We start from the raw sequence: 22,741 nt of genomic DNA on the forward strand, positions 1-22,741 counted from the left end.
AAAAAGAACTAAAAATTAAGCGTTTGCTTAATCCCTAGTACTAATCTAAAATCTCAAATCGGTAAAGCTAAATTGGATATTTATCAAGTTTTTCTTCGTCCGCTTTTGTTTAATGTGGTAAAGGCAGATCCAGAGTGGCTGCACTCTTCAACGATTCGCAGTTTAAGCTGGTTAGGAAATAGCGTCAGCCCAACTACTAGCTGGGTGAAGAATCGTTTGGTGCAGTCTTTGTGTCTTGATGATGAGCGTCTGAAACAAAATTTGTTTGGGTTACACTTTCCCAATCCTGTAGGTTTGGCGGCTGGGTTTGATAAGGATGGTTTAGCTACTTCAATTTGGTCAAATCTTGGTTTTGGCTTTGCGGAGGTGGGAACTGTAACTTTTCATGCACAACCAGGGAATCCGCCGCCTCGATTGTTTCGCTTACCTTTGGATCGAGCAGCCCTCAACCGTATGGGTTTTAATAATTGTGGTGCGCAAGCAATGGCGGCTCATTTAACAAAACTTAACCAGGAGTTAATGTCAATACCTATAGGTATAAATTTAGGTAAGTCAAAAGTTACGCCACTGGAACTTGCTTTTGAAGATTATCTGGAAAGTTTTCGCCTGCTTAAGAATTGTGGTGACTATTTTGTCGTTAATGTATCTTCCCCGAATACGCCTGGATTGCGATCGCTTCAAAATGCCGCGATGCTCGGTTCGATTTTGTCTGCCTTGCAACAGGAAAATACTGCACAAAAACCTTTGTTTGTCAAGATAGCACCCGATTTGGAATGGGAAGCGATCGCGGAAATTATCTCCCTGGCTACAAATTATCAATTGGCTGGAATTATTGCCACTAACACCACTATCCGCCGGGATGAACTTAATACTCGTACTTTACCACAAACTGGTAAATCTGTCAAGGAAGAAGCAGGTGGTATAAGTGGTGAGCCATTACGCGATCGCTCCACCGAAGTAATTCGCTTTATTTGGCAGAAAACTCAAGGGCAAATGCCAATCATTGGCGTTGGTGGTATTTTTACTCCTCGTGATGCATGGGAGAAAATTACTGCAGGTGCAAGCTTGATCCAAGTTTACACTGGTTGGATTTACGAAGGTCCACTGATGGTACGCCGTATTCTTGAGGGTTTACTGGTTCTATTAAAACAAAACGGATTAAGTTCTATTTCTGAAGCTGTAGGCAAACAAGTAAAAAGTTAAAAGAAATTTCTATTTACTTTTTACTTTCAGCTTCTTCAAGTGGGAAAAACTCCTTTGTTTGTCGGGAGTATTTCCAAGCAATACCATCTGGATCTTTATTGCGGCTCCATTCAGGAAAATCTGGGTCATCTCGCCTTTTGTATACTGTACTGGAATAAACATTTAAGCGTTTGGCAAGCTCGGATTGAATCAGAGAACCAAACATTAACTGTTTCTCCAGAGGTAGTTTTACCTCCTGTTGGGTTGAGTGTGTTGGTAATTCAGTTTCAGTTTCTGGATCTGGCTCTTGTTTGGGAGGTGGAGCTAGAAGTGGCAAGGCATTCGTAGGAACAGAATGAGACATAAGTTCTTTTGGTGGCTCACTACTGTCAAGTATGCTGCCTAGAGTACTAGCAGTAAGAAAGTAGTAAACTGAGCTTCCATCTTCTGAATCAAGGGAACGGGCACCAAACTCTACTGCTTTAGTGTCGAGATACCGTTTTGCCCTCTCTCCCGTAAAATTGCCCTTGATTGCCAAATCCATTGGCGTAATCCTGCCTTGGTTTTCCCGAATTAGTTGATGGAAAGTCGGGTTAACGGCACGACACCACTTTTGCCATTGATATTGCTGCCAAATGTTAAAAGCCAAGACTAGCAAAATTGACGCTAGCCAAATCCGCCAAGTAGCAACCAGGAAAATAATCAAAAACGAGATTGGCAAAAGTAGAACGAGAAAACCTTTGCCATAGCTTTCTATTGTTTTTTCACTCATGCGATTTTTGCCCAAGTGATTTATTGGAAAATAATATTATCTTGGCAAAAATTGGGACATTTGTTTGTAGCTTTTGTCTATTTGCCCAAATTTTTTCCTGGCAAACGCTCTATGGAAAAATGCGCTAGAAACCCGGTTTCTTGAAGAAACCGGGTTTCTCCTCGCTTAAATACCCTTAACTGAAGCAACCAAAAAATTTTTCTCAACCTACTTGACACTTGGTAATACATATACTACATTAATAATACAAGCTACAAATTCCTGTGGTGGGTAGCTCAGTGGTAGAGCGCTTAAACATCCTTGTTCAACCCTTGCCTGCAAAGGACGAAGAATGAGGGTTATCGATTTGGGATCGAGAGGTCGCGGGTTCAAATCCCGCCCCACTACACCTATTAATTTAAATAAAATCCAAAATCCAAAATTCCATGTGGCGGATAGCTCAGTGGATAGAGCGCCAAAAACATCCTTGTTCACCCCTTGTCTGAAAAGACCGAAGAATGAGGGTTATCGACTCATAATCGGGAGGGTCGCGGGTTCAAATCCCGCTCCGCCACCTTCCATTTTTGCCTGCAAGGGCTGGGAGACAAAGCGATGAATTACAAATTTTTCACCCAAAAAAACACAGCTACACCCCAAACTCAGCCTATCCCTGGACGGGAATCGGAAATGATTCAGGGTAGATCCCAAGGTTGGATGTTCGATGCGGGTGTTTGGAAAATGCTGCGGCGCTGTTTGCTAATTGGTACGGCAAAAAGCACTTACTATGCTGGCAAACATGAATTAACAGAGGATTTTGTCACAGTTATCAGGCAGGCGATCGCCGAAAACCCAGAGCGTGTTGCCGAAGAAATCCTTTACGCTAGCGATGGACGCTCCATCAACAACAGTGCGCCTATCCTTGCTTTAGTATTGCTGTCAATGGGTGAAGCACCTGAAGCCAAAAAGGCATTTGCGGAAATCTTCCCCCAAGTTGTGCGTACAGGTAGTCATTTCTATGAATGGCTCAGCTACACCAAGTCCATGCGGGGATTTGGTAAAGTTGTGCGCGAAGCTGGTAAAAATTGGTTTTTACGCGAAGATGTTAAAGGTTTAGCTTACCAGTTGCTCAAGTACCAGCAACGCCATGACTTCTCAAGTCGTGACGCTTTGCGGTTGTTCCATGTCAAACCACCAACACAAGATCATCAACAGTTGTTTGAGTGGGTAGTCAAAGGCTGGGAAGCATTGCCAGCAGAAATTCCCTCTCCTGCTCTAGCCCAAATTTGGTGGTACGAATGGCTCAAGCGTAATCCAGAAAAAACACATGAAGCCATACTACAAGGACGCCTAACTCATGAAATGGCGGCACCTGTGGCAAAAATGGATCAAGCAGCTTGGCAGTTGCTGTTTAACGAAATGCCAATTGGTGCATTGCTGCGTAACCTGGGTTCACTAACTGAACTGGGTGTTTTAAGTGCTGATGAACCTACTAATTTGCATCGCATTGAAGCAGTTCTTAACAACAAAGATTATCTACGTAAAGGACGTATCCATCCCATTGATGTATTGAAAGCACTCAAAACTTATCAATCTGGTGGAAAATTAGGACGTAGTCAGAAGACTTGGAATCCAGTTAGTCGGATTGTGGACATTTTAGAAAAGGCAGTTGAACTGTCTTTTGATGTGGTGGAACCCACAGGCAAAGTGTTCATGCACGCCGTAGATGTTTCTGGTTCTATGTCTTACTGCACTGTGGAGTCAGTGGCACTGAGTTGCTGTGAAATTGCCACAACAATGGCATTGGTAACAGCAAAGGCTGAGAAGAACTACATGATTCGCGGCTTTGCTACAGACTTCCGTGACTTAGGTATCACGAATATAGATAGTTTTAGTTCAGCTATTCGCAAAGCTAGCAACCAAAACTTTGGTGGTACAGATGCGTCTGTGGCTTACGACTGGATGATTAAGAATAAGTTCAAGGCTGATGTAGTTTGCTTTTGGACTGACAGTGAGTCATGGGCTGGGTACAAGCATCCAAGTCAAGCGCTAGCCCAATATCGGCAAAAAATTAATCCCAATGTCAAGGCAGTTTATCTCACCCTTGCACCTTACCAGATTACCTTAGTAGATCCGAAAGACCCCCTGTCTTGGGATTTAGGTGGATTCGATCCGGGAACACCCCGCATCATTCAGATGTTGGCTACAGGTGAACTGTAGGTATCATCACCCGCCATAGCCATAGGTTTTAACCTATGGCTAATAGCTAAAGTCATCTAAAGATGACTAGTTATCCTTAAGATCTCGTGGATCTCGTTCCCAGGCTTAGTCTCTCGTTCCCAGGCAGGAGCCTGGGAATGCCTACACAGAGGCTCTGCCTCTGATTTAAACTAAGCTTCAAAAGTCCAAGTTTGACTACCAATCCTAATGACATTTCCCGGAGAAAGCCAGACAGGTTGATTAGCTACAAGCTTTTGTCCACCTAAAAAAGTGCCATTGGAACTGCCTACATCAATTAACTGGTAACGTGTACCTTCAGTATCATGTACCTGATTAATTCTGGCATGATAACGCGAACTCAAGGCATCGTCGAGGATGAGGGTGTTAGTGGGTTCGCGTCCAATTGTAAAGGGGCTAGCTGACAAAATTGCGATCGCTCCTGTGGAATGGTTCACCAACCGTGCAATCCCAGAGTCGCCTGAATTCGGATCTAATACTGTTGGCGCAAGTGTTCGGCGATCGCGTTGAGGTGTTCCTTCAATGACAACGTTAGTAGCGTCTTCGTTAGCGCCAAGCACAGGGTTGGGGACATTAGGGTTACTACCTGACACAATATTGACTTGTTGCACAGGTTGTGGTAATATATCTGGTCTTCCTGCTTGAGCAATCTGTACCTTGAGTGCTGCTTCGTATTCGGCTTGTTGTCGAGCGCTCAAACCTTCAACTTGACGAATTATCCCAGAAGTTTGGGGAAAGCTGATGTCATTCACCCGTACATCTTCTAAAGCAAAGCCAATAGAATAAGAAACATCTGTATTATTAAGAATGTATTGCCGGACTAACGCTCTACCTTGATTTGTCAACTGTTCGACACGTAGCTGACTAACTACCGCCCCTAGAGTGTCTTTAACAGCACTTGTCAGGGCATTAAGAGGATCGGATAATTCCAAAGCAACTCGCTTGGCATCCACTACCTGATACATTACGTTTAGGGAAACATTAATCAGAAATTGGTCTTTACATAAAAAATCCCCATGAGAAACAATTTCTACATGGCGAATCTTCGTATCTACCAGTACTAGTTGACATTGCTCCAGTAGGGGAAGGGCAAAGCTGAAATGACGCCCAGGTTCCCATCTACGCACCAGACGACCATTTTTGATTAATAAACCAGTATAACCTGCCTCAATAAAATCCATGCTCCACCCCGCCCAGCGATCCGGGGTTAACGTTTGGATCAAAGGAGGAGAATTGGTGGACATGAGAATTTACCCAGAAAAGTAGTTGACTATGGTCGTATCGTGTTTATTTTAAGAGTAGCAAAGAATCCATAGGTTGCGTGTACAGGCTTAGGATCTGTAGTCTAGCTCCCAAAAGATGATATCGTAATAATCTTGATGGTAACTTTTCTCAGTAATTTATAAGTAGTTGGACAAAATTAAATTCATTCGTTCAGGCAGGAGTCAGGAGTCAGAAAAAAGTTTGTGTAATTAATTCTGTCGGATTACTTATGGCAAAAAAAAGATGGATTCGCTTACCTGATAAAAAGCCGAGGTGGGAAATATTGCAAGGTTTTTCTTTAGTTGATAGATAACCAGCAGTAAGAAAAATCAAAGTAAAGATAGATGCCAATTTAGCTGAGAATTGTAAAGATATAAGAAAAAATACACTCTTTGCACTTCCCGACCGAACGTAAATCATGGCATTCGATTACGACCTGTTTGTCATTGGTGCTGGTCCTGGGGGACTAGCAGCAGCTAAAAAAGCAGCCAGCTACGGCGCTCGTGTAGCGATCGCAGAACAAGAAGCCCTGGGTGGTACTTGTGTAAATCGCGGTTGCACACCGAAAAAATTCATCGTCCATGCTGCTGACGTTGCCCTGCAAGATCAACTAGCGCACAGCTACGGTTGGAGTGACTGCAAAAGGCACTTTGACTGGACGAAATTTATCAAGTCCGTACATCAAGAAATTGAAAACATTCACGGTTCCTATCTCGATCAGTTGCAAAAAGCTGGTGTTGAGTTAATTCCCAGTAAAGCTACTTTTGTCGATCCGCATACCATTGAGATACATGGACGCAAAGTTACAGCTGATAAAATTCTCATTGCTGTGGGTGGACACCCGCTCAAACCTGAAATCCCAGGTATAGAATTCTCCATCTCTTCCCGGCAGATGTTTGACCTACCCTACCTGCCCAAACGCTTGGCAATTATTGGCGGTGGTTACATTGGCGTAGAATTTTCTAGCATGATGAACGCTTTGGGCTGTGAAGTCACGCTGATTGATCGAGATGAAATGATTTTATCAGGATTTGATGATGACATCCGCTCATGTGTTCAAGAAGGTTTGAGCAAACGGGGAGTTAAGTTTATTGGCAACAGTACGGCTAAAGAAATCAAATTCTCAGAAGAGTGTTTACTGTTGACCATTTCTGACAAATCGGAAAAAATCATTACAGCAGATACTATCCTCGTTGCTACAGGACGCGCCCCTAACACAAAAAATTTGGGTTTGGAAAAAGTTGGAGTATCCCTGGGCGAAAAAGGCGAAATCAAAGTAGATGAATACAGTCGTACAACCCAGGAAAATATTTTTGCTGTGGGTGATTGCACCAACCGAATGCAATTGACACCAGTTGCTAAGGCAGAAGCCATTGCTTTTGCCGATACAGTTTTTGGCAAAAAGCAGCAAAAAGTTAGTTATGATTATGTGCCATCTGCTGTTTTTGCCCGTCCAGAAGCGGCTAGTGTAGGAATGTCAGAGGCAAAAGCAAAAGAAAAATTTGGTGAATCTGTAAAATGCTACCGCGATCGCTTCCAACCTTTGTTGTTGCAGCTCACCCAAGATGAGCAACAAGCTACGATTAAGTTAGTGGTTGAAGGTGAATCTGAACGTGTTTTAGGTGCTCACATGGTGGGTGAAAATGCAGCGGATATTATTCAAAGTCTTGCTGTTGCGATCCGCAAGGGCATTACCAAGCAGGATCTAGATGAAACGCTTGGCATTCATCCCACTTCAGGAGAAGAATTCCATTTGTTTGAGTAAGCAAGACCTTGATTAATTGTACTTGAATACTCCTGTATTACCACATGCTAGAAACTTGGTTTCTTGATGGTATTTAGGAGAAACCGGGTTTCTTTTTTCTTGTTTGAGAAGGAATTGGAATTTATGACTTATGATTACGACTTGTTTGTTATCGGTGCTGGTTCTGGAGGATTGGCGGCTTCCAAACGTGCGGCAAGTTATGGGGCAAAAGTAGCGATCGCTGAACAAGATTTAGTCGGTGGCACTTGTGTGATTCGCGGCTGCGTTCCCAAAAAACTGATGGTTTATGGCTCTCATTTTCCCGCATTGTTTCATGATGCGGCGGGCTATGGCTGGAAGGTTGGTAACGCCGAATTGGATTGGGAGCATTTCATTACAGTTATTGATAAGGAAGTTCGGCGTCTTTCTGGGCTACATATTAACTTTCTCGAAAAAGCTGGAGTAGAACTAATTCCCACTCGCGCTACTCTGGTAGATCCACATACTGTAGAGGTAGATGGACGCAAAGTTACAGCCGACAAAATTTTGATTGCTGTTGGGGGACGTCCGATTAAGCCAGATATTCCTGGCATGGAATATGCTATCACTTCTAACGAAATGTTTCACCTCAAAGAGCAACCAAAGCATATCGCGATTATTGGTGCTGGCTATATTGGTACGGAATTTGCCTGTATCATGCGCGGTTTGGGTAGTGAGGTAACTCAGATTCTACGTAAAGATCTGATTTTGAAAGGTTTTGATGACGATATCCGTACCGAAATTCAAGATGGCATGATCAACCACGGTATCCGGATAATTCAAAATCAACTGGTGACAGCAGTTGAGCGTGTACCTGAGGGGTTAAAGCTTACTTTGTCAAAAGATGAAGAACCAGTAATTGCCGATGTATTTTTGGTAGCGACTGGTCGAGCACCGTATGTAGACGGATTGGGTTTGGAAAATGCCGGTGTTGATTTAATCGCTAGTTCAGTAGAAGGGCTAGGGTATAGTATTACGCCAGCGATCGCTGTCAATGAATATAGTCAAACTTCTCAACCAAATATCTACGCTGTAGGTGATGTTACGGATAGAATGAATTTGACTCCTGTAGCGATTGGTGAAGGTCGTGCTTTTGCTGATAGTGAATTCGGGAATAACCGTCGTGTATTAAGTCACGAAAATGTACCCACAGCCGTGTTTTCTACTCCTGAAGCTTCTACAGTAGGTTTAACTGAAGCCCAAGCCAGAGAAAAATTGGGTGAGGATGTGAAAATCTATCGCACCCGGTTCCGTCCTTTGTTCCACAGTTTGACTGGTGCTCCAGAAAAGACCATGATGAAGTTGGTGGTGGATGCTAAAACAGACAAGGTTTTGGGCGCTCACATGGTGGGAGAAAGTGCGGCGGAAATTATTCAAGGTGTGGCGATCGCAGTTAATATGGGCGCTACCAAAAAAGATTTCGACGCCACTGTTGGTGTTCATCCTTCAGCTGCAGAAGAATTTGTCACCATGCGCTAGTAAGATCGTGACAGACGCGAGGCAATACAAAGAAGAAGTGTTGCAACGTACCATCCCCACTATCATCTTGCATGGACAACATGATGAAGTGATAATCTATTATCTGTACCAATTCTGTACAGACGCCCCGCCGAAGCGTCTGTACGATTCCCTATGCTGCCATTTATTCGCTCGGACTTAGCTCAATTTTCTGCTTATCAATCTCACCCAGAGAGCGATTGTGCCCAACCAGTCCCAACTCAGCTTGATCGTCTGGATACAAATGAAAGTCCTTATGATTTGCCCAGTGAGTTAAAAGAAAAGTTGGCTGACGCATATCAGCAAGTCATGGAAACGAATCGTTACCCGGATGGTGGACATGAAACACTTAGAAGTGCGATCGCTCAGTATGTTAATGAGTCAGCGCAGTTGTCGCCATCTTTGTTTACCCAAGCCCATATTTCTGTTGGTAATGGTTCAGATGAACTCATCCGCTCATTATTAATTGCCAGCTGTTTAGGTTCTGGCTCTGTTCTTGTGGCTTCTCCCACTTTCTCTATGTACTCAATTTTGGCACAAACTCTGGGTATTCCCGTAGTGACTGTGGGTAGAAATGATGAGAATTTTGAAATTGATTTACTTGCGGCTGCTAAAGCGGTGGAGTCAACCCAAAATCAATTCGTGCGTGCGGTTTTCGTAGTTCATCCTAATTCTCCTACTGGTAATGCTTTAACAATCAAAGAGTTGGAATGGTTAAGAAGTTTACCAGAACAGATTTTAGTCGTGATTGATGAAGCTTACTTTGAATTTAGCCAAAATACTTTGGTTGGTGAGTTATCACAGCATCCCAACTGGGTAGTACTACGTACATTTTCTAAAGCTTTTCGGTTAGCAGCGCATCGAGTTGGCTATTGTGTTGCTCATCCTGAATTAATTTCGGTCGTAGAAAAAGTTCGTTTACCTTACAATCTTCCTAGTCTCTCATTAGCAGCTGCCTTAATTGCTTTGCAAAACCGCTGCTTATTGCTAGAGTCTATTCCTGACACCCTAGCTGAACGTACTAAACTTATGCAGGCTTTGTCCCAACATCCAGACTTACAAATTTGTCCAAGTGCGGCTAATTTTATTTATATACGTGGGAAAAATAATCTTCAATCTCCAGAAGTATATTTAGAAAGTCTTTACCAAAAACTCAAAGCTGCTGGCACTCTTGTACGGTACTTGAAATTTGGGTTACGAATTACTATTGGGACAGCCGAGGAAAATCTTCGGACGCTAAATAGAATTTTGTATCTTTAGTGGTGATGAAGACAAAACTATTTGATTGATGAAAAAATCAAAATTTCATAGTTTTATATTGTTGTTAATTGCTTTTTTATCATTCTGAACCTTAGCCATTATGTTATTAGCAGTCTTAATGAAAGTTTCATGTAAACAAGAGGACTGCTACGTAACTATACTTAGATCAATAATCAAATCTGCCATCTAAAGCACTACCTAAACGTCTTACAATCCCTACAGTTTGTGGTAGAACACCTACTAATAGAGCAAAGGTAACATCCGGCAGTTGAGCCACCATTTCTAATGGAAAGTATTGTTCAAATTGATCGAGAATCTTCTGGACACGCTGCTGGGGAACTGGGTTTTCCGTGATTTGTTTAATTAACCTAATCCACTGTCGCCTAATCAAGTAAGCTTTTTGGCGCTCATCATGAGATTCAGGAGTTAATAAAGACAGGTTTCCTATGGGCAAAGCTCCTTGGCAATCGCGATCATAATCACCACCCACAGTTGCCCCAGGTCCGGCAAACTCTGCATGATAGCGTTTGAACAATATTAACCCATTCCGCCTGCGGCTGTTGACCATAAAAACCTTTCCACTGAGCAGCATTGTCAGAAGATCCGAGCTATAGGATTGCTCAGTTCCGTTTGTCATGACAGCATAGTCAAGGAAACTGGTGTCAGGGTAATAAGTTGATACCATAGCAGTCTGATAGCGTTGGCGCTTTTCGCTATCCATGTTTTTGCGTTAATTTGGGCTGAATTTGGTACTAGTCTCTCATTAAATAGGTAGTTGGCTGTTGAATGAATTTGTTTTTTTTCTTATTTTCAACAATTTTTTGCTCTATTTAACTAAGATCAGAATCAATAGGCGTATAGCAGTAATTGAGTAATCATATTTTATGAAATTTAAATGGATTTGTCTCTAAACTAAACCTCTATTTTCTTAAAGTTTTTATAAAGATGAATATTTGTAATACAAAGTTATTATGAGGATTTGACTAATTGGATGACGTAGTTTTACTGATATCATAATGATAATTGATTTTTGATTAGAAATGATTTGCCACTCGATAATTAAATTATTTTCAAGGATGTAGTATACAAATTAGAAATATTTCAAGCAATGAGACATAGTATTTTTTATTCTTATATATTTAGTCAGTATATCTTGAGAAAAATTCCCGATGAAACATTTAGTTGTTGTGCGAAATAATTATACAATTCAAGAATAAATAGTTATATAAATTAACAGTGTTAGTTAAAAATCTTTATATTTTGCCAAAAAAGCAAAAATTGTTTACCCGGTTGCCTACCGCATGGGTAAAGTAAGTCAGTATCGAAAAACTGATATATGGTATAAAGTATGAAGGCTTATTTGTCAAGCTCTAACCAAATTAATTTGGAGAGAAATATTCAGATAATTGAGTCAGTGCTAATATGCTTATGCAAGAATATTTGCCGTGAGCTTCTAAAAATAAACCTATTCCAATGAGATTCGACTTTATGCACTCGATAACCTAGCTTAAAATAAAGCTGCCATGCCTGATGATTATTTTCCAAAACATGGAGGTACAAATCTTGAAATCCCCAAGAAAGGACAACTTTTTCACAGGCAGCAAGCAATTGGGAGGCAGCCCCCTGCCTACGGTATTGGGGGTGAATTGCTAAATTAGATAGGTAAGGAAAACTTTTGCCCACCTGTGTCCAAGAGTCACTAAAACGCACACCTAATTCTACAGTACCGACTAAGTGTTCTAACTGATCTACACTTGTGTCAGTAGCTACTAAACAAACGTGATGAGGATCTGATGTTCCCAGGCGATACCTTAAGTCTTCATGGATACCCAAGCGTAGTAATGGAAAAGCCCACCCCCACATGCCATTTTGGGAGTGAAAACTTTCGGCAATGATTTGAGCAACATCTGTCAAGTCATTAAGTGTTGCGGGACGAATTTGGAATCGGCTAGAAGCTTTGTGGGAAAAAGCTTTTGTCGGTTCAGGGTAAGATGGATGAAAAAACCAGGGTGTCAAGGCTAATTTAGTTTTGGTTGGACACTACAAAAATCTTAGACATATCCTCAAACACCATTTAACATGATTGAACTAATTTTAAGCTAGTAGTGAGCAATTCTCGTTTGCCATAGCTTCCTACTCAGAGCTTGTTAGCAACCACGTAAATTCTTAATTCAATTTACATACATCTACAACTATACTTTTCTTGTCAGACTAGGGAGGCGTGTAAATAGTCAATTATTTGAGGAATCTAGGCTAACTATAGCGGGATGATAGTCTTGATTGCTAAATTGAAAATAGCTATTTGTCTAATAGTATACTTTCAGCATAAAGTTTCTAGGTGTAATATTACTGATTTCGCCATGAGAGCCATAAAGAAAATTTACCAGCAAGTGTTAGCTAAGTGTGTTCAAACGGGAAAACTTAATATGCAGCAACAGTAGAATTGTTTAGCACTTCCCTGAAAGCTGTATATAGAGTTTAACGGTTCTTGCCGGAGGTGAGGGGAGATTTGGCAAGCTTGCATCAATTTTGTAAGACTAAAACTTACCATCTACCATGTTGGGGTGCACAAAGATCGCTCGTTGGCAGTCAGCACAAGGTATTTAAGCCCTTGACTGTAAATGACAGTTATTTAGGCAAACTACCATTACGCTCGAAATGCTCTGCTCTCACCTAAAAAAAATCCCACCAGAGATCAGAATGTTCTTTATCCGACTGCTATTGCAGCAGGAAAGCGGTGCATGAAGTCCCAAGTAAATACTAAACCTAAAATTTTAGTTGTTGATGACGAACCTGACAACCTGGATCTGCTTTACCGCACCTTTTACCGCGAATATAAGGTGTTAAAAGCTGGTTCTGGCCCTGCGGCGCTGGAGTTACTGGCGCAAGAGGGAGATGTATCGGTCATCATTTCCGATCAAAGAATGCCGATGATGAGCGGTACAGAATTTTTGAGCCTGACAGCGACTCAATATCCAGATATTATCCGGATTATCTTAACTGGCTACACTGATGTCGAAGACTTGGTGGAAGCAATCAATGCTGGAAAGGTATTTAAATATGTCACAAAACCGTGGGAAGCTGAGGAACTTAAAGCGGTAGTACGTCAAGCCTTAGATACCCACAATGTTTTGAAAGCTCGCACCCGTGAGTTGTGTCGTACCTTACGTCAAGAATCGCTGTTGAATACTGTGACAAATACAATTCGCAGCGCATTAGATTATCGGCAAATTCTGCAAACAATTGTCGATACTGTTGGTCATATGCTGGAAGTAGACGTTTGCCTTTTACGTCCTTTTCAAAATGACCAGTTAATTGACGAAGGATTTATTTATCAGAAGACAGATCAAGCAGGAGTAGCGGTGAGTGGGAGTAGGGGTGAGGGGGAGAAAAATCATTCTTTCCCCCCGGATTCCTTACTGGCGCAAACAATATGGGAAACCCGCGAAGTTCAAGTTATTAACGATGTGAGTGATGATGAGCGTGTCCAACAACGGGCTGCGGCTTTCGCTACAGCTAACATTTGCTCTAGCTTAGTGATACCTTTGATTTGCCGACAAGAACTTATGGCTGTGCTGGCGCTACACCAGTGCAAATTGCCCCGCATCTGGGAAACAGACGAAGTACAGTTAGTTATGATGGTGGCAGATCAGGCAGCTTTAGCTTTGTCTCAAGCTCGTGCTTACGAGCAAGTACGCGAAGGTCGAGAGCGTTTGCTGGAATTAGACAAACAAAAAACTGAATTTTTTCAAAACATCTCACACGAGTTTCGCACACCCATAACCTTGATTCAAGGACCTCTAGAATCAGCTGTTGCTTCTCATGAGGGTTTGTCTTATGCCCAAAGCGCGATCGCTCTACGTAACTCCCGGCGTCTACTGCGATTAGTAAATCAACTACTAGATTTACAACGCCTTGATGCTGGCAGGATGCAGCCTAGTTTCCGTCCTGGTGATTTAGTCGAATTCGTCAGCCAAATTGTCGAGTCGTTCCGCCCTTACTGTGAGAAAAAAGGACTGCATCTAGTTACTATGATGGATCAATGTCCATTAGTATATTTAGATACAGAAAAATTTGACAAGGTAGTTTATAATCTCTTGTCCAATGCCATGAAATTTACTCCAGAAGGTGGCACCATCACGGTGATAGTGCGACCGGAACTTAATCATTGTACTCTTCAAGTTCAAGACACTGGAATTGGCATTGTTAAAGAACAACTACCCCACTTATTTGAACGCTTCCGCCAAGCTGAAGGCTCAGAAAATCGCTCCTATGAAGGTAGTGGTTTAGGGTTGGCTTTAGTCAAAGAATTAGTAGAACTCCACGGTGGTCAAGTCACAGTAGAATCAGTGTACGGTGAAGGGACAACCTTTACTGTGCAGCTTGTTCCTGGTGTGAAACACTTACCAAAAGAACAGTTACTAGAAGCACCTTTGGAACTAAACACAGCTAGGGCTAGCGTAGAATTGGCTGATTTAGAACTGTTAGAAGTTGATAGCGATTTAAATTGGGATTCCGAGCAGGAAGCTGACAACTCCCAATCCAAAATCGGCCCCAGACAGGAGCCTAACGAGCCAAAATCCCAAATTCTCGTAGTAGACGACAACCCCGATCTCCGCGCCTATGTATCTGGTATTCTACGTGATAACGGCTATCAAGTACAAACTGCTCGTAATGGTTCAGAAGGTTTCCGTAAAGCAAAGGCAATTTTACCTAGCTTAATTGTCAGCGACTTGATGATGCCTTTGATATCTGGATTAGAGATGATTCGGATGATTCGTAAAGAGGATGATTTGAAAGGAACACCAATTATTTTACTGACAGCAAAAGTTGATGAGGAAACTCGCATTGAAGGTACAGAGCGTGGTGCAGATGCATATCTAGCTAAACCATTTAACGATCGCGAACTGCTTGCAGAAGTACGAAATCTTCTCGCTTTGAAGGAAAATGAACGACGAGTGGTGGAGTTAAATACTTATCTGACGGAGTCGGTACTCAAGCGCTTTTTACCACAGGCTTTAGTGGAAAAAGCGGCAGTGGGAAATTTAGTGTTAGATTTGCGCCCAGAACCACGTTTGATTACGGTTTTGTTTAGTGATATTGTCGGTTTTACTCAATTGGCAAACACTTTAAGATCGCGACGAGTAGCAGAGTTATTGAATGAATATTTAGAAGAAATGACTAAAGCGGTGTTTGATAATGGCGGCACTGTAGATAAATTTATGGGAGACGCTATTTTAGCTTTATTTGGAGCGCCAGAAGAATTAACGCCCAATGAACAAGTTCGTCGTGCCATCAATACAGCCCGAGCTATGTTACACTCATTACAAAAACTTAACCAACGCTGGCAAGAGCAAGGTATATTTGATGCTGACGGACGCACAGGCGTAGAGTTTCGCTGTGGCATTCACCAAGGTACAGCAGTTGTAGGTATGTTTGGTAGTTCCGAACGTGCTGATTATACAGCGATCGGTCCGAGTGTGAATATTGCCGCTCGGTTACAACAAGCTGCAGCCCCAAGTACTATACTCGTCTCAGCTGCCGTCGCAGATTATTTACAAGAATATGAAATTATTAAACGTAGTCCTCTAGAACTTAAAGGAGTAGATGAAACAGTTCTGACTTTTGCTGTAACTCCAGAATTAGTAGTTCATAGATCGTAGCTAATGGCTAATTGTTAATAGTTAATAATCTTAACAATTAGCCATTAACAATTAGCCATTAACAATTATGACGCAATCGGTTGCTGACAAAACCCCTATTCCAGCAAAAACATGGAGGCGACACACAGACCCACCCGGTTTATGGATTGGTGTAGCCACAGCTTCAGTTACTATACATCTGTTGCTGTTCTTTTTGTTTCGCTCCTACATTTTTATATCTACACCACAAGACTCAAGTGCTGTTGTTCCCATTGAATTAGTCGAGATTCCGTCTTCATCACCATCAACAAAACCAGTAACTCAATCGAGTCAAGCATCTCCACCACAGCAAGTAACTTCATCCACCGCTTCACAATTACCTCCTAGCGATGAAGATAACAACGCCATCGCTTTCACAAAAGAGCAACCTCCGCAACCAGTCAAAGCCTCTAAACCTAAAACCCAAGCTAACCCCCCGAAAAAAATTACAGTTGAGAAAAAAATAGCCACGCTAGAAACCAAACCTGTCGCCAAGCCAGAATTGAAAGTGCTTACGCCCCTAACTCCTGACGCTACTAAACCAATTTCCACCCCCACACCGGAAACTCCAGAAAATCAAACTCCATCACCAACGCCTACACCGGAAACTACAGAAAATCAAACTCCATCACCAACGCCTACACCGGAAACTACAGAAAATACAAACACAACACAGCAACAATTACCATTAAGTGAGCAAAATCAGCCTTCACCGTTACCGCCCAATACAGATACCTCGCCTCGCCCAGATGAACAACAGCAACCACCCCCGTCTAGTGATTTACCCAACAATCTTCCCAGTCAACCTAGTGGTGATGTCAAAGTTGGACAGGAAACATCATTAAATAAAGAAGGAGGAGGAATCGCGGTAGCGACTTGGGAAGTAGAACCAGGTGCATTGAAGAATCTACCAGACAACCCGGCTCAACCGAAAACAAACATTCGGGAAAAATTATTGGATTTTCCTTCACTCAACCAAGATTCCGATTTTCAGCCCAAAGATTTCCGAGTTTTTCTTTTCATTGACAATAATACTGGTAAGCTCACTAAAGTATTCATTTATCCAGAAGATATAAAAAGTATCCCAGAAGCGCAAAGAAGCCAATATCAAAAGTATGTCGAGGAAATTTTCCAAGATGTGGAATTTACCACCGCATCTAACAATGGTATAAAATCAGAATCTGCCCAACTGGTAGTGCGCATAAAAATTGAGCGTCGCTAGCTTGACTTTTTCTCAGGTTGTGTTATTTTATATGTAATACCAAATTTGCGGGCGTAGTTTAGTGGCAAAACTTTAGCCTTCCAAGCTAATAATGCGGGTTCGATTCCCGCCGCCCGCTTGAAAAAAAAGCCCCTGAAAAGCATTAATTTCAGGGGTTTTATAGTTTTTACTGCTTTACCAAGAGCATTTTTGACTATGAATTAACTATGAATTGACTATGAATTTTGACTATGAATTGACTATGAATAGTCTGGGGGTGAAATAATAGTGTTCATAGTCAAAGTCACAGGGGTTTTGAGCGTGAGTCAAGAAATGAAGCAATCTAGAGGTTCTGTAGGAATCGAGAGTTATCAAGGAAGATTGAGGCTTCGTTTACCCAGGCTAGTTTATGAGGGCAAGCAAAAATACTTAACAGTTGGACTGGGGGACACACCAGAGAATCGCGAGCTAGCTGAAGAGAAAGTTAGACAGATTGAGTTAGATATCGTCTCAGATGACTTCGATCCAACTCTTGCTAAATACAAACCGAAGACGCATTTAACAGTAATTACCGGACTCAAGCCTAAACAAGAGCCTCTGTTGAACGAATTGTGGGAAAAATTTGTTGAGTACAAACGCCCGCAATGCTCACATAACACAATGCTTCATGTCTATGGTCACTTTACCAAGTACCTAGAGAAGTTACCAACCTATGATTTGAATAGAGCTAACGAAATTCGAGACTATGCTTTAAAGACTTTTCCTATCGATTCTTGCAAAAGATTCATTGTTCGTTTAAATGCTTGCTGCATCTGGGCAATGAAGTCAGGATTGATTTCGGAGAATCCATTTGTAGGAATGGCTTGTGAAATCAAACTTCCCAAATCTCAAAAGTGTTCTGAAGATGAAGACATTCTCCCGTTTTCGGTAGAAGAGCGAGATTATATAATCAGGGCGATCGCTCTGAATTCCTTTTGCAATAAGCGCTCTGGCTTCAAGCATTCCTACTATGCACCCTACGTTGAGTTTATGTTTATGACTGGATGCCGTCCTAGTGAGTCAATCGCTCTAGAATGGAAACACATCAGCGAGGATTTCAAATTTATCAGCTTTGAACAAGCGATTATAGAAACAGGTAAAGGTAGGACAGTTCGAGAAGGATTAAAGACTCAGGCTAGAAGACGGTTTCCATGTAATGGAAAACTCCAAAGCTTACTCCAGGCAATTAAATCTGAAAACTGCGATTTAGAGTCCCTAGTTTTTCCTGGGTATAGGGGAGGACATCTTGATAATAAATCATTCCGTAAAAACATTTGGAAACCAGTTCTAGATGGCTTAGGAATTGAGTACCGAAAGCCTTACCAAACAAGACATACATTCATCACTTTAGCTTTGGAAAACGGCTTAGATGCCAAAGATGTAGCTCGGTTAGTAGGCAATTCTCCAGAAGTAATTTATCGTTACTATGCAGGAAACAAACGGGAATTATTTGTACCTGAATTTTAATTAACACTAGATATATCCAAGCATTCTTTTTTTAAAAATGAGAGTAATAAAAGCGTGCTACTTACTTGCGCTAGCACCGTCACTACTGCCAACGGAAATTTTCTAATCAGGGCTGATTTGATCGGCAGCATCTGCCACTCTTTTAATCACCTTTTAAGGTAGAAGTTACATGTAAATTTACAAATTAAGGTGCATTAGGAAAACTCCCAACACACCCTAAAAATGCATTTGGCAAATAATTAACACATAATATTTAACCAAACTTACCGCTAACGTATTCTTGAGTAGATTGTTGCTGAGGATTGCTAAAAATATTCTCAGTACGATCATACTCTACCAGGTAGCCTGTACGACCGCCTTTTTCTGTAGTTACATTGAAAAAAGCAGTCATATCAGATACCCGTGAAGCTTGTTGCATGTTATGGGTAACAATAATGATTGTGTAATGTTCCTTAAGTTCGTGCAGTAATTCTTCCACCCGCAAAGTAGATTTAGGGTCAAGAGCAGAACAAGGTTCGTCCATTAAAATTACATCAGGCTGAGTAGCAACCGCCCGCGCAATACACAAGCGCTGTTGTTGTCCACCAGATAAAGATAAACCACTTTGACGCAGTTTGTCTTTAACTTCATCCCACAAAGCTGCTTGCTTAAGTGAACGTTCTACCAAAGCATCCATATCACCTTTAAAGCCGTTCAGCCGGGGACCAAAAGCGATATTGTCATATATAGATTTGGGAAAGGGATTTGGTTTTTGGAAAACCATACCAATTTTACGACGCACCTCTACAGGGTCAATGTTAGGTGCATACAGGTTTTCACCATAGTAGAAAATATTTCCTTCAGCGCGGAATGTCTCAATCAAATCGTTGAGACGGTTATAACACCGTAGTAAAGTACTTTTACCACATCCAGAAGGACCAATAAAAGCTGTAACTTTATTTCTATAGATATCTAACCAGATATCACGTACAGCCAAAAAACTACCGTAGTATATGTTAAGACCTTCGGCACGTAAAACAGTGTCAGTTTGACTAGCTCTGTTATTTTCGCGAATGTTAGTAGTCATAAAGGTAAGATTCTTCTAACTATGATTAAATTATTAATTGGCTTTTACTAACGAGTATTACGACTGATTACCCAACGGGTAATGATGCTAGTAAGCAAAACTAGAAGCACCAAAATTAAAGACGCAGCCCAAGCGAGTGATTGCCAATTTTTGAAAGGAGCAATAGCGAAGTTATACACCAAAACCGCCAGAGAAGCAGTAGGTGTAAAAGGACCAGAAAACCAAAATTGAGAAAATAGAGCAGTGAAGATTAGAGGTGCTGTCTCTCCTGCTGCACGAGCGATCGCCAAAGTAGCCCCTGTGACAATAGCAGGTAGAGCTGCTGGCAGAACGACTAACGCTACTGTTTGAAAATTAGTTGCGCCCAAACCCACTGCTGCTTGGCGCAAATCCTTCGATACTAATTGCAACGCTTCATCAGTAGTACGGACAATAATTGGTAGCATTAGTATCGCTAAAGCCACTCCCCCAGCTACTGCCGAGTAAGTCTTAGTTGTTGCCACTAAAATACCATAGGCAAATACCCCAGCGATAATTGATGGGACTCCACTGAGAACGTTTGTAGCAAATCTTACTAACCTTGCATCTCTACCTTTGCTAAACTCTGTTAAATAAATTGCTGCCAATACTCCAAACGGCACGCTAAATAAAGCCCCAAGTCCCACCATAATTAGCGTTCCTTGGATAGCATTACCAATACCCCCGCCTGGTACTAACGGTGGCGGAGGCAATTGAGTAAACAAATTCGGGCTTAAACTGCTTAAGCCCTGAATTATTACATAAGAAAGTACCGCCAGCAAAGGTAAAAGAGCCAGTATCCCGCACACAAATGCCACAACTGTCATCACTGTACTGAACAATGTGCGTCCAGACATAGGAGATTTAGCTAGACTACCACGAGTGACGGGAGACGGCTGGTTGGGAAAAGTTGTCATGTTTGGAACACCAAGATATTAAATTCGCTTCACACGCAAAACGATTAACTCTGCCAAAATATTGACGCCAAGAGTTAAAACAAACAGAACCAAAGCGGCGTACATTAAAGAGTTTACTTGCAAACCACTTGCTTCCGCGAATTGGTTTGCCAGTAGAGAAGAAATGGTGTTAGATGGTGCAAATAGTGAAGGGCTAATGTTGTTGGAGTTACCAATAATCATGGTTACAGCCATTGTTTCTCCCATTGCCCGACCCAATGCCAGCATTACAGCACTCACAATACCAGAGAACGCAGCCGGGATAATCACCTTTAATATTGTTTCCCAACGTGTTGCTCCTAATCCTACAGCTGCCTGCCGTAATGCTGACGGTACAGCAATTAAAGCATCACGGGAGATAGCTGTAATGATTGGCAATGTCATGATTGCTAAAATTATTCCAGCCGGAAACAATCCTGGTCCTGTGGGCGGAGTGCTAAAAATTGGTAAAAAGCCTAAGGTAGAATTGAGCCATCTTCCCGCAGGTGTGATCAGGGGAATCAAAACGAATATTGCCCAGATTCCATAAACAACGCTAGGAATCGCCGCTAGCAATTCTACTAAAAAAACTAGTACTGTCCTTACAGGTGCTGGGAGCAAGTTTTCACTCAGTAGAACTGCTGTACCCACACCAATCGGTACAGCGATTAACAAACCAATCAAGGCACTAACTAGTGTTCCGTAAACTTGTGGTAGCACACCGTAATCATTGTTGACTGGGTTCCATGCGCTTTTTGCTAAAAAGCCCAAACCAAAAGTTGTAATCGCTGGTAATGCTTGAATAGCTACTTGCACAGTAATCCAAATGAGGATGGCGGCGATCGCCAAGGCAAAAATTCTCGTGAGCCAAATAAAACCAAGATCTAGCCTTCTATCTAATTCCGAGCGTGGTTTTACGGTTGGTCTACTATTTTGGTCTAGTGTACTCATGAATGACGAACCCTATCACTGCTTAAAAAGTGGGAGCGAACCACGTTTTCATCTGTCCAAATCTTGAGTGCTATTTGCTAGCAGTTCCACCGCTACCACCTACGGCAATCTTATAATCTGGGCTGATTGCATCAGCTGCTGCTGCTACTTTCTGAACTACACTTTGAGGTAAAGGGACATATCCTAGTTGTGATGCATTTTTCTGTCCTTCTGTCAATCCGTACTCAACCATTGCTTCGATGGCTTTAGCCTTTGCCTGGTCTGGATATTGCTTGTATACTAGTAACCAAGTATACGTTACTATTGGGTAAGACTCTTGCCCTTCTGGATCGGTAATAAATGCACGAAGGTTTGCTGGCAGAGCCACTGATTCTAGGGTTTTCGCTGCCGTAGCGTCGTCTGCTGTGACAAACTGACCTGCTTTATTTTGCAAAACTGCAAAACTCAGGTTATTGTTTTTAGCATAGCCGTACTCTGTGTAACCAATGGCTCCTTGAGTTTGTGCGATTTGGGCAGTAACGTTTTCATTACCCTTAGCACCTACACCTGTTGGCCAACTGACAGTTTTGCCACTACCTACTTTAGTTTTCCATTCTGGGCTAACTGCGGCTAGGTGTTGAGTAAAAACTCCTGTTGTACCACTACCATCCGAACGATAAACTACTGTAATTGGTTGTTTGGGAAGAGTTACCCCAGCGTTAGCCTTAGCGATTCTTGGGTCATCCCAAGACTTAATTTTACCCAAGAAAATATCAGTGTAAACATCGCGTGGTAGCTTTAGCTCTTTTACTCCAGGTAAGTTGTAAGCCATCACAATACTACCTGCTGTCATAGGTAGCAAAATTACGCCTCGTTGCACCTTGGCAATTTCTGCATCCGTCATGGCAACGTCACTAGCACCAAAGTCTACGGTGCCTTTGGTAAATTGCTCCACACCCGCACCGCTACCGACTGATTGATAGTTAATGCGCAGATTAGGATATCTCTGGTTCAAAGCTTGGAACCAAGTTTGATAAAGCGGATTCGGGAAAGATGCCCCCGCACCAGTTAATGATACAGTGCCACCAAGATCTAGCTTGCCACCGGGGCTAGAAGCAGTAGCATCTTTTGCTGCTCCTGGAGATGCCTCATTTGTACCAGCATTATTTTGTCCGCCGCCGCCGCAAGCAGCCAAGCTGATGGAAAGTGCTATTGCTGAAACTGCTGTTGTTAAGCGAGAACGATTTGTTACAGAAGAGCGAATCATGAATGTTAACTTTTGAAAACTTGAAAATGATTGCCTATAATATACACCTTAAGAGTAAAGATAAGGTTAACAAGGTCGAATTCTCAATGTTTTCTCGCGCTTCAGCGATAGAAAATCTGAAAAAAATTAATTTTTTTTAATAAAAGTAAATTTACAGAGCAAAGAG

Annotated in this window: 16 protein-coding genes and 3 tRNA genes; 11 read left to right on the top strand and 8 right to left on the bottom strand. The window is 42.0% G+C overall.

Translation table 11 applies throughout. From position 1 onward, the window contains the following. The first annotated feature begins 72 nt into the window (after nucleotides 1-72). A complete protein-coding gene (locus tag ICL16_RS21265; protein WP_190831697.1) occupies nucleotides 73-1,203 on the top strand; it encodes a quinone-dependent dihydroorotate dehydrogenase in 1,131 nt (376 codons plus the stop codon). Between the two features lie 13 nt (nucleotides 1,204-1,216). On the opposite strand, the gene ICL16_RS21270 is transcribed toward ICL16_RS21265, so the two are convergent. After that, a complete protein-coding gene (locus ICL16_RS21270) occupies nucleotides 1,217-1,954 on the bottom strand; it encodes a hypothetical protein (RefSeq protein ID WP_190831699.1) in 738 nt (245 codons plus the stop codon). A 264-nt stretch (nucleotides 1,955-2,218) separates the two neighbouring features. Between ICL16_RS21270 and ICL16_RS21275 the strand changes: the two genes are divergently transcribed. From ICL16_RS21275 to ICL16_RS21285, 3 genes are all read left to right on the top strand, one after another. Then, nucleotides 2,219-2,341: transfer RNA gene (locus tag ICL16_RS21275), tRNA-Cys, on the top strand. A 41-nt stretch (nucleotides 2,342-2,382) separates the two neighbouring features. Next, a tRNA-Ile gene (locus ICL16_RS21280) sits at nucleotides 2,383-2,508 on the top strand. 37 nt (nucleotides 2,509-2,545) lie between these two features. Continuing rightward, complete coding sequence (locus ICL16_RS21285) at nucleotides 2,546-4,150, top strand: TROVE domain-containing protein (RefSeq protein WP_190831702.1); 1,605 nt, start codon at nucleotides 2,546-2,548, stop codon at nucleotides 4,148-4,150. A gap of 170 nt (nucleotides 4,151-4,320) precedes the next feature. Here ICL16_RS21285 and ICL16_RS21290 read toward each other — a convergent pair whose 3' ends face one another. Then, the gene (locus ICL16_RS21290) at nucleotides 4,321-5,412 is read right to left on the bottom strand and encodes an SPFH domain-containing protein (protein WP_190831710.1); all 1,092 of its coding nucleotides are present in this window, start codon (nucleotides 5,410-5,412) and stop codon (nucleotides 4,321-4,323) included. 437 nt (nucleotides 5,413-5,849) lie between these two features. On the opposite strand from ICL16_RS21290, the gene gorA reads away from it, so the two are divergent. The 3 genes from gorA (at nucleotide 5,850) to ICL16_RS21305 (ending at nucleotide 9,971) form a co-directional block, all read left to right on the top strand. After that, entirely contained in the window at nucleotides 5,850-7,196 is a 1,347-nt protein-coding gene (gene gorA / locus ICL16_RS21295) for a glutathione-disulfide reductase (protein WP_190831713.1), read from the top strand. Nucleotides 7,197-7,319: 123 nt separating this feature from the next. Beyond that, nucleotides 7,320-8,693: a glutathione-disulfide reductase gene (gene gor / locus ICL16_RS21300; RefSeq protein ID WP_190831715.1), complete on the top strand. Its 1,374-nt coding sequence runs from the start codon at nucleotides 7,320-7,322 to the stop codon at nucleotides 8,691-8,693. A gap of 153 nt (nucleotides 8,694-8,846) precedes the next feature. Further along, a complete protein-coding gene (locus ICL16_RS21305; protein ID WP_190831717.1) occupies nucleotides 8,847-9,971 on the top strand; it encodes a histidinol-phosphate transaminase in 1,125 nt (374 codons plus the stop codon). Nucleotides 9,972-10,137: 166 nt separating this feature from the next. Here ICL16_RS21305 and ICL16_RS21310 read toward each other — a convergent pair whose 3' ends face one another. Beyond that, on the bottom strand, nucleotides 10,138-10,692 hold the full coding sequence (locus tag ICL16_RS21310; protein WP_190831719.1) for a hypothetical protein: 555 nt from the start codon (nucleotides 10,690-10,692) through the stop codon (nucleotides 10,138-10,140). 677 nt (nucleotides 10,693-11,369) lie between these two features. After that, on the bottom strand, nucleotides 11,370-11,987 hold the full coding sequence (locus tag ICL16_RS21315) for a GNAT family N-acetyltransferase (protein ID WP_190831721.1): 618 nt from the start codon (nucleotides 11,985-11,987) through the stop codon (nucleotides 11,370-11,372). A gap of 725 nt (nucleotides 11,988-12,712) precedes the next feature. Between ICL16_RS21315 and ICL16_RS21320 the strand changes: the two genes are divergently transcribed. The 4 genes from ICL16_RS21320 (at nucleotide 12,713) to ICL16_RS21335 (ending at nucleotide 18,359) form a co-directional block, all read left to right on the top strand. Then, entirely contained in the window at nucleotides 12,713-15,634 is a 2,922-nt protein-coding gene (locus ICL16_RS21320) for a response regulator (RefSeq protein ID WP_190831724.1), read from the top strand. A 67-nt stretch (nucleotides 15,635-15,701) separates the two neighbouring features. Beyond that, entirely contained in the window at nucleotides 15,702-16,874 is a 1,173-nt protein-coding gene (locus tag ICL16_RS21325; RefSeq protein WP_190831726.1) for a hypothetical protein, read from the top strand. A gap of 47 nt (nucleotides 16,875-16,921) precedes the next feature. Continuing rightward, a tRNA-Gly gene (locus ICL16_RS21330) sits at nucleotides 16,922-16,992 on the top strand. 194 nt (nucleotides 16,993-17,186) lie between these two features. Next, nucleotides 17,187-18,359, top strand: a complete 1,173-nt coding sequence (locus ICL16_RS21335) for a site-specific integrase (protein ID WP_190831735.1) — start codon at nucleotides 17,187-17,189, stop codon at nucleotides 18,357-18,359. A 253-nt stretch (nucleotides 18,360-18,612) separates the two neighbouring features. On the opposite strand, the gene pstB is transcribed toward ICL16_RS21335, so the two are convergent. From pstB to pstS, 4 genes are all read right to left on the bottom strand, one after another. After that, nucleotides 18,613-19,425, bottom strand: a complete 813-nt coding sequence (pstB, locus tag ICL16_RS21340) for a phosphate ABC transporter ATP-binding protein PstB (protein ID WP_190831738.1) — start codon at nucleotides 19,423-19,425, stop codon at nucleotides 18,613-18,615. A 47-nt stretch (nucleotides 19,426-19,472) separates the two neighbouring features. Next, a complete protein-coding gene (gene pstA, locus ICL16_RS21345) occupies nucleotides 19,473-20,360 on the bottom strand; it encodes a phosphate ABC transporter permease PstA (protein ID WP_190831740.1) in 888 nt (295 codons plus the stop codon). Nucleotides 20,361-20,378: 18 nt separating this feature from the next. Then, nucleotides 20,379-21,329, bottom strand: coding sequence for a phosphate ABC transporter permease subunit PstC (gene pstC / locus ICL16_RS21350; protein WP_190831742.1), 951 nt, complete (start codon nucleotides 21,327-21,329; stop codon nucleotides 20,379-20,381). Between the two features lie 70 nt (nucleotides 21,330-21,399). After that, nucleotides 21,400-22,575: a phosphate ABC transporter substrate-binding protein PstS gene (gene pstS, locus ICL16_RS21355; protein ID WP_190831744.1), complete on the bottom strand. Its 1,176-nt coding sequence runs from the start codon at nucleotides 22,573-22,575 to the stop codon at nucleotides 21,400-21,402. Nucleotides 22,576-22,741: the final 166 nt, after the last annotated feature.

This window comes from Iningainema tapete BLCC-T55, from assembly GCF_014698965.1.
Classification (GTDB): domain Bacteria; phylum Cyanobacteriota; class Cyanobacteriia; order Cyanobacteriales; family Nostocaceae; genus Iningainema; species Iningainema tapete.

Excerpts from the sequence above, each read along its gene's own strand:
- ICL16_RS21270 (WP_190831699.1), bottom strand. The coding sequence starts at position 1,954 with ATGAGTGAAAAAACAATAGAAAGCTATGGCAAAGGTTTTCTCGTTCTA.
- ICL16_RS21285 (WP_190831702.1), top strand. The coding sequence starts at position 2,546 with ATGAATTACAAATTTTTCACCCAAAAAAACACAGCTACACCCCAAACT.
- ICL16_RS21290 (WP_190831710.1), bottom strand. The coding sequence starts at position 5,412 with ATGTCCACCAATTCTCCTCCTTTGATCCAAACGTTAACCCCGGATCGC.
- gorA (WP_190831713.1), top strand. The coding sequence starts at position 5,850 with ATGGCATTCGATTACGACCTGTTTGTCATTGGTGCTGGTCCTGGGGGA.
- gor (WP_190831715.1), top strand. The coding sequence starts at position 7,320 with ATGACTTATGATTACGACTTGTTTGTTATCGGTGCTGGTTCTGGAGGA.
- ICL16_RS21305 (WP_190831717.1), top strand. The coding sequence starts at position 8,847 with ATGCTGCCATTTATTCGCTCGGACTTAGCTCAATTTTCTGCTTATCAA.
- ICL16_RS21310 (WP_190831719.1), bottom strand. The coding sequence starts at position 10,692 with ATGGATAGCGAAAAGCGCCAACGCTATCAGACTGCTATGGTATCAACT.
- ICL16_RS21320 (WP_190831724.1), top strand. The coding sequence starts at position 12,713 with ATGAAGTCCCAAGTAAATACTAAACCTAAAATTTTAGTTGTTGATGAC.
- ICL16_RS21325 (WP_190831726.1), top strand. The coding sequence starts at position 15,702 with ATGACGCAATCGGTTGCTGACAAAACCCCTATTCCAGCAAAAACATGG.
- ICL16_RS21335 (WP_190831735.1), top strand. The coding sequence starts at position 17,187 with ATGAAGCAATCTAGAGGTTCTGTAGGAATCGAGAGTTATCAAGGAAGA.
- pstB (WP_190831738.1), bottom strand. The coding sequence starts at position 19,425 with ATGACTACTAACATTCGCGAAAATAACAGAGCTAGTCAAACTGACACT.
- pstA (WP_190831740.1), bottom strand. The coding sequence starts at position 20,360 with ATGACAACTTTTCCCAACCAGCCGTCTCCCGTCACTCGTGGTAGTCTA.
- pstC (WP_190831742.1), bottom strand. The coding sequence starts at position 21,329 with ATGAGTACACTAGACCAAAATAGTAGACCAACCGTAAAACCACGCTCG.
- pstS (WP_190831744.1), bottom strand. The coding sequence starts at position 22,575 with ATGATTCGCTCTTCTGTAACAAATCGTTCTCGCTTAACAACAGCAGTT.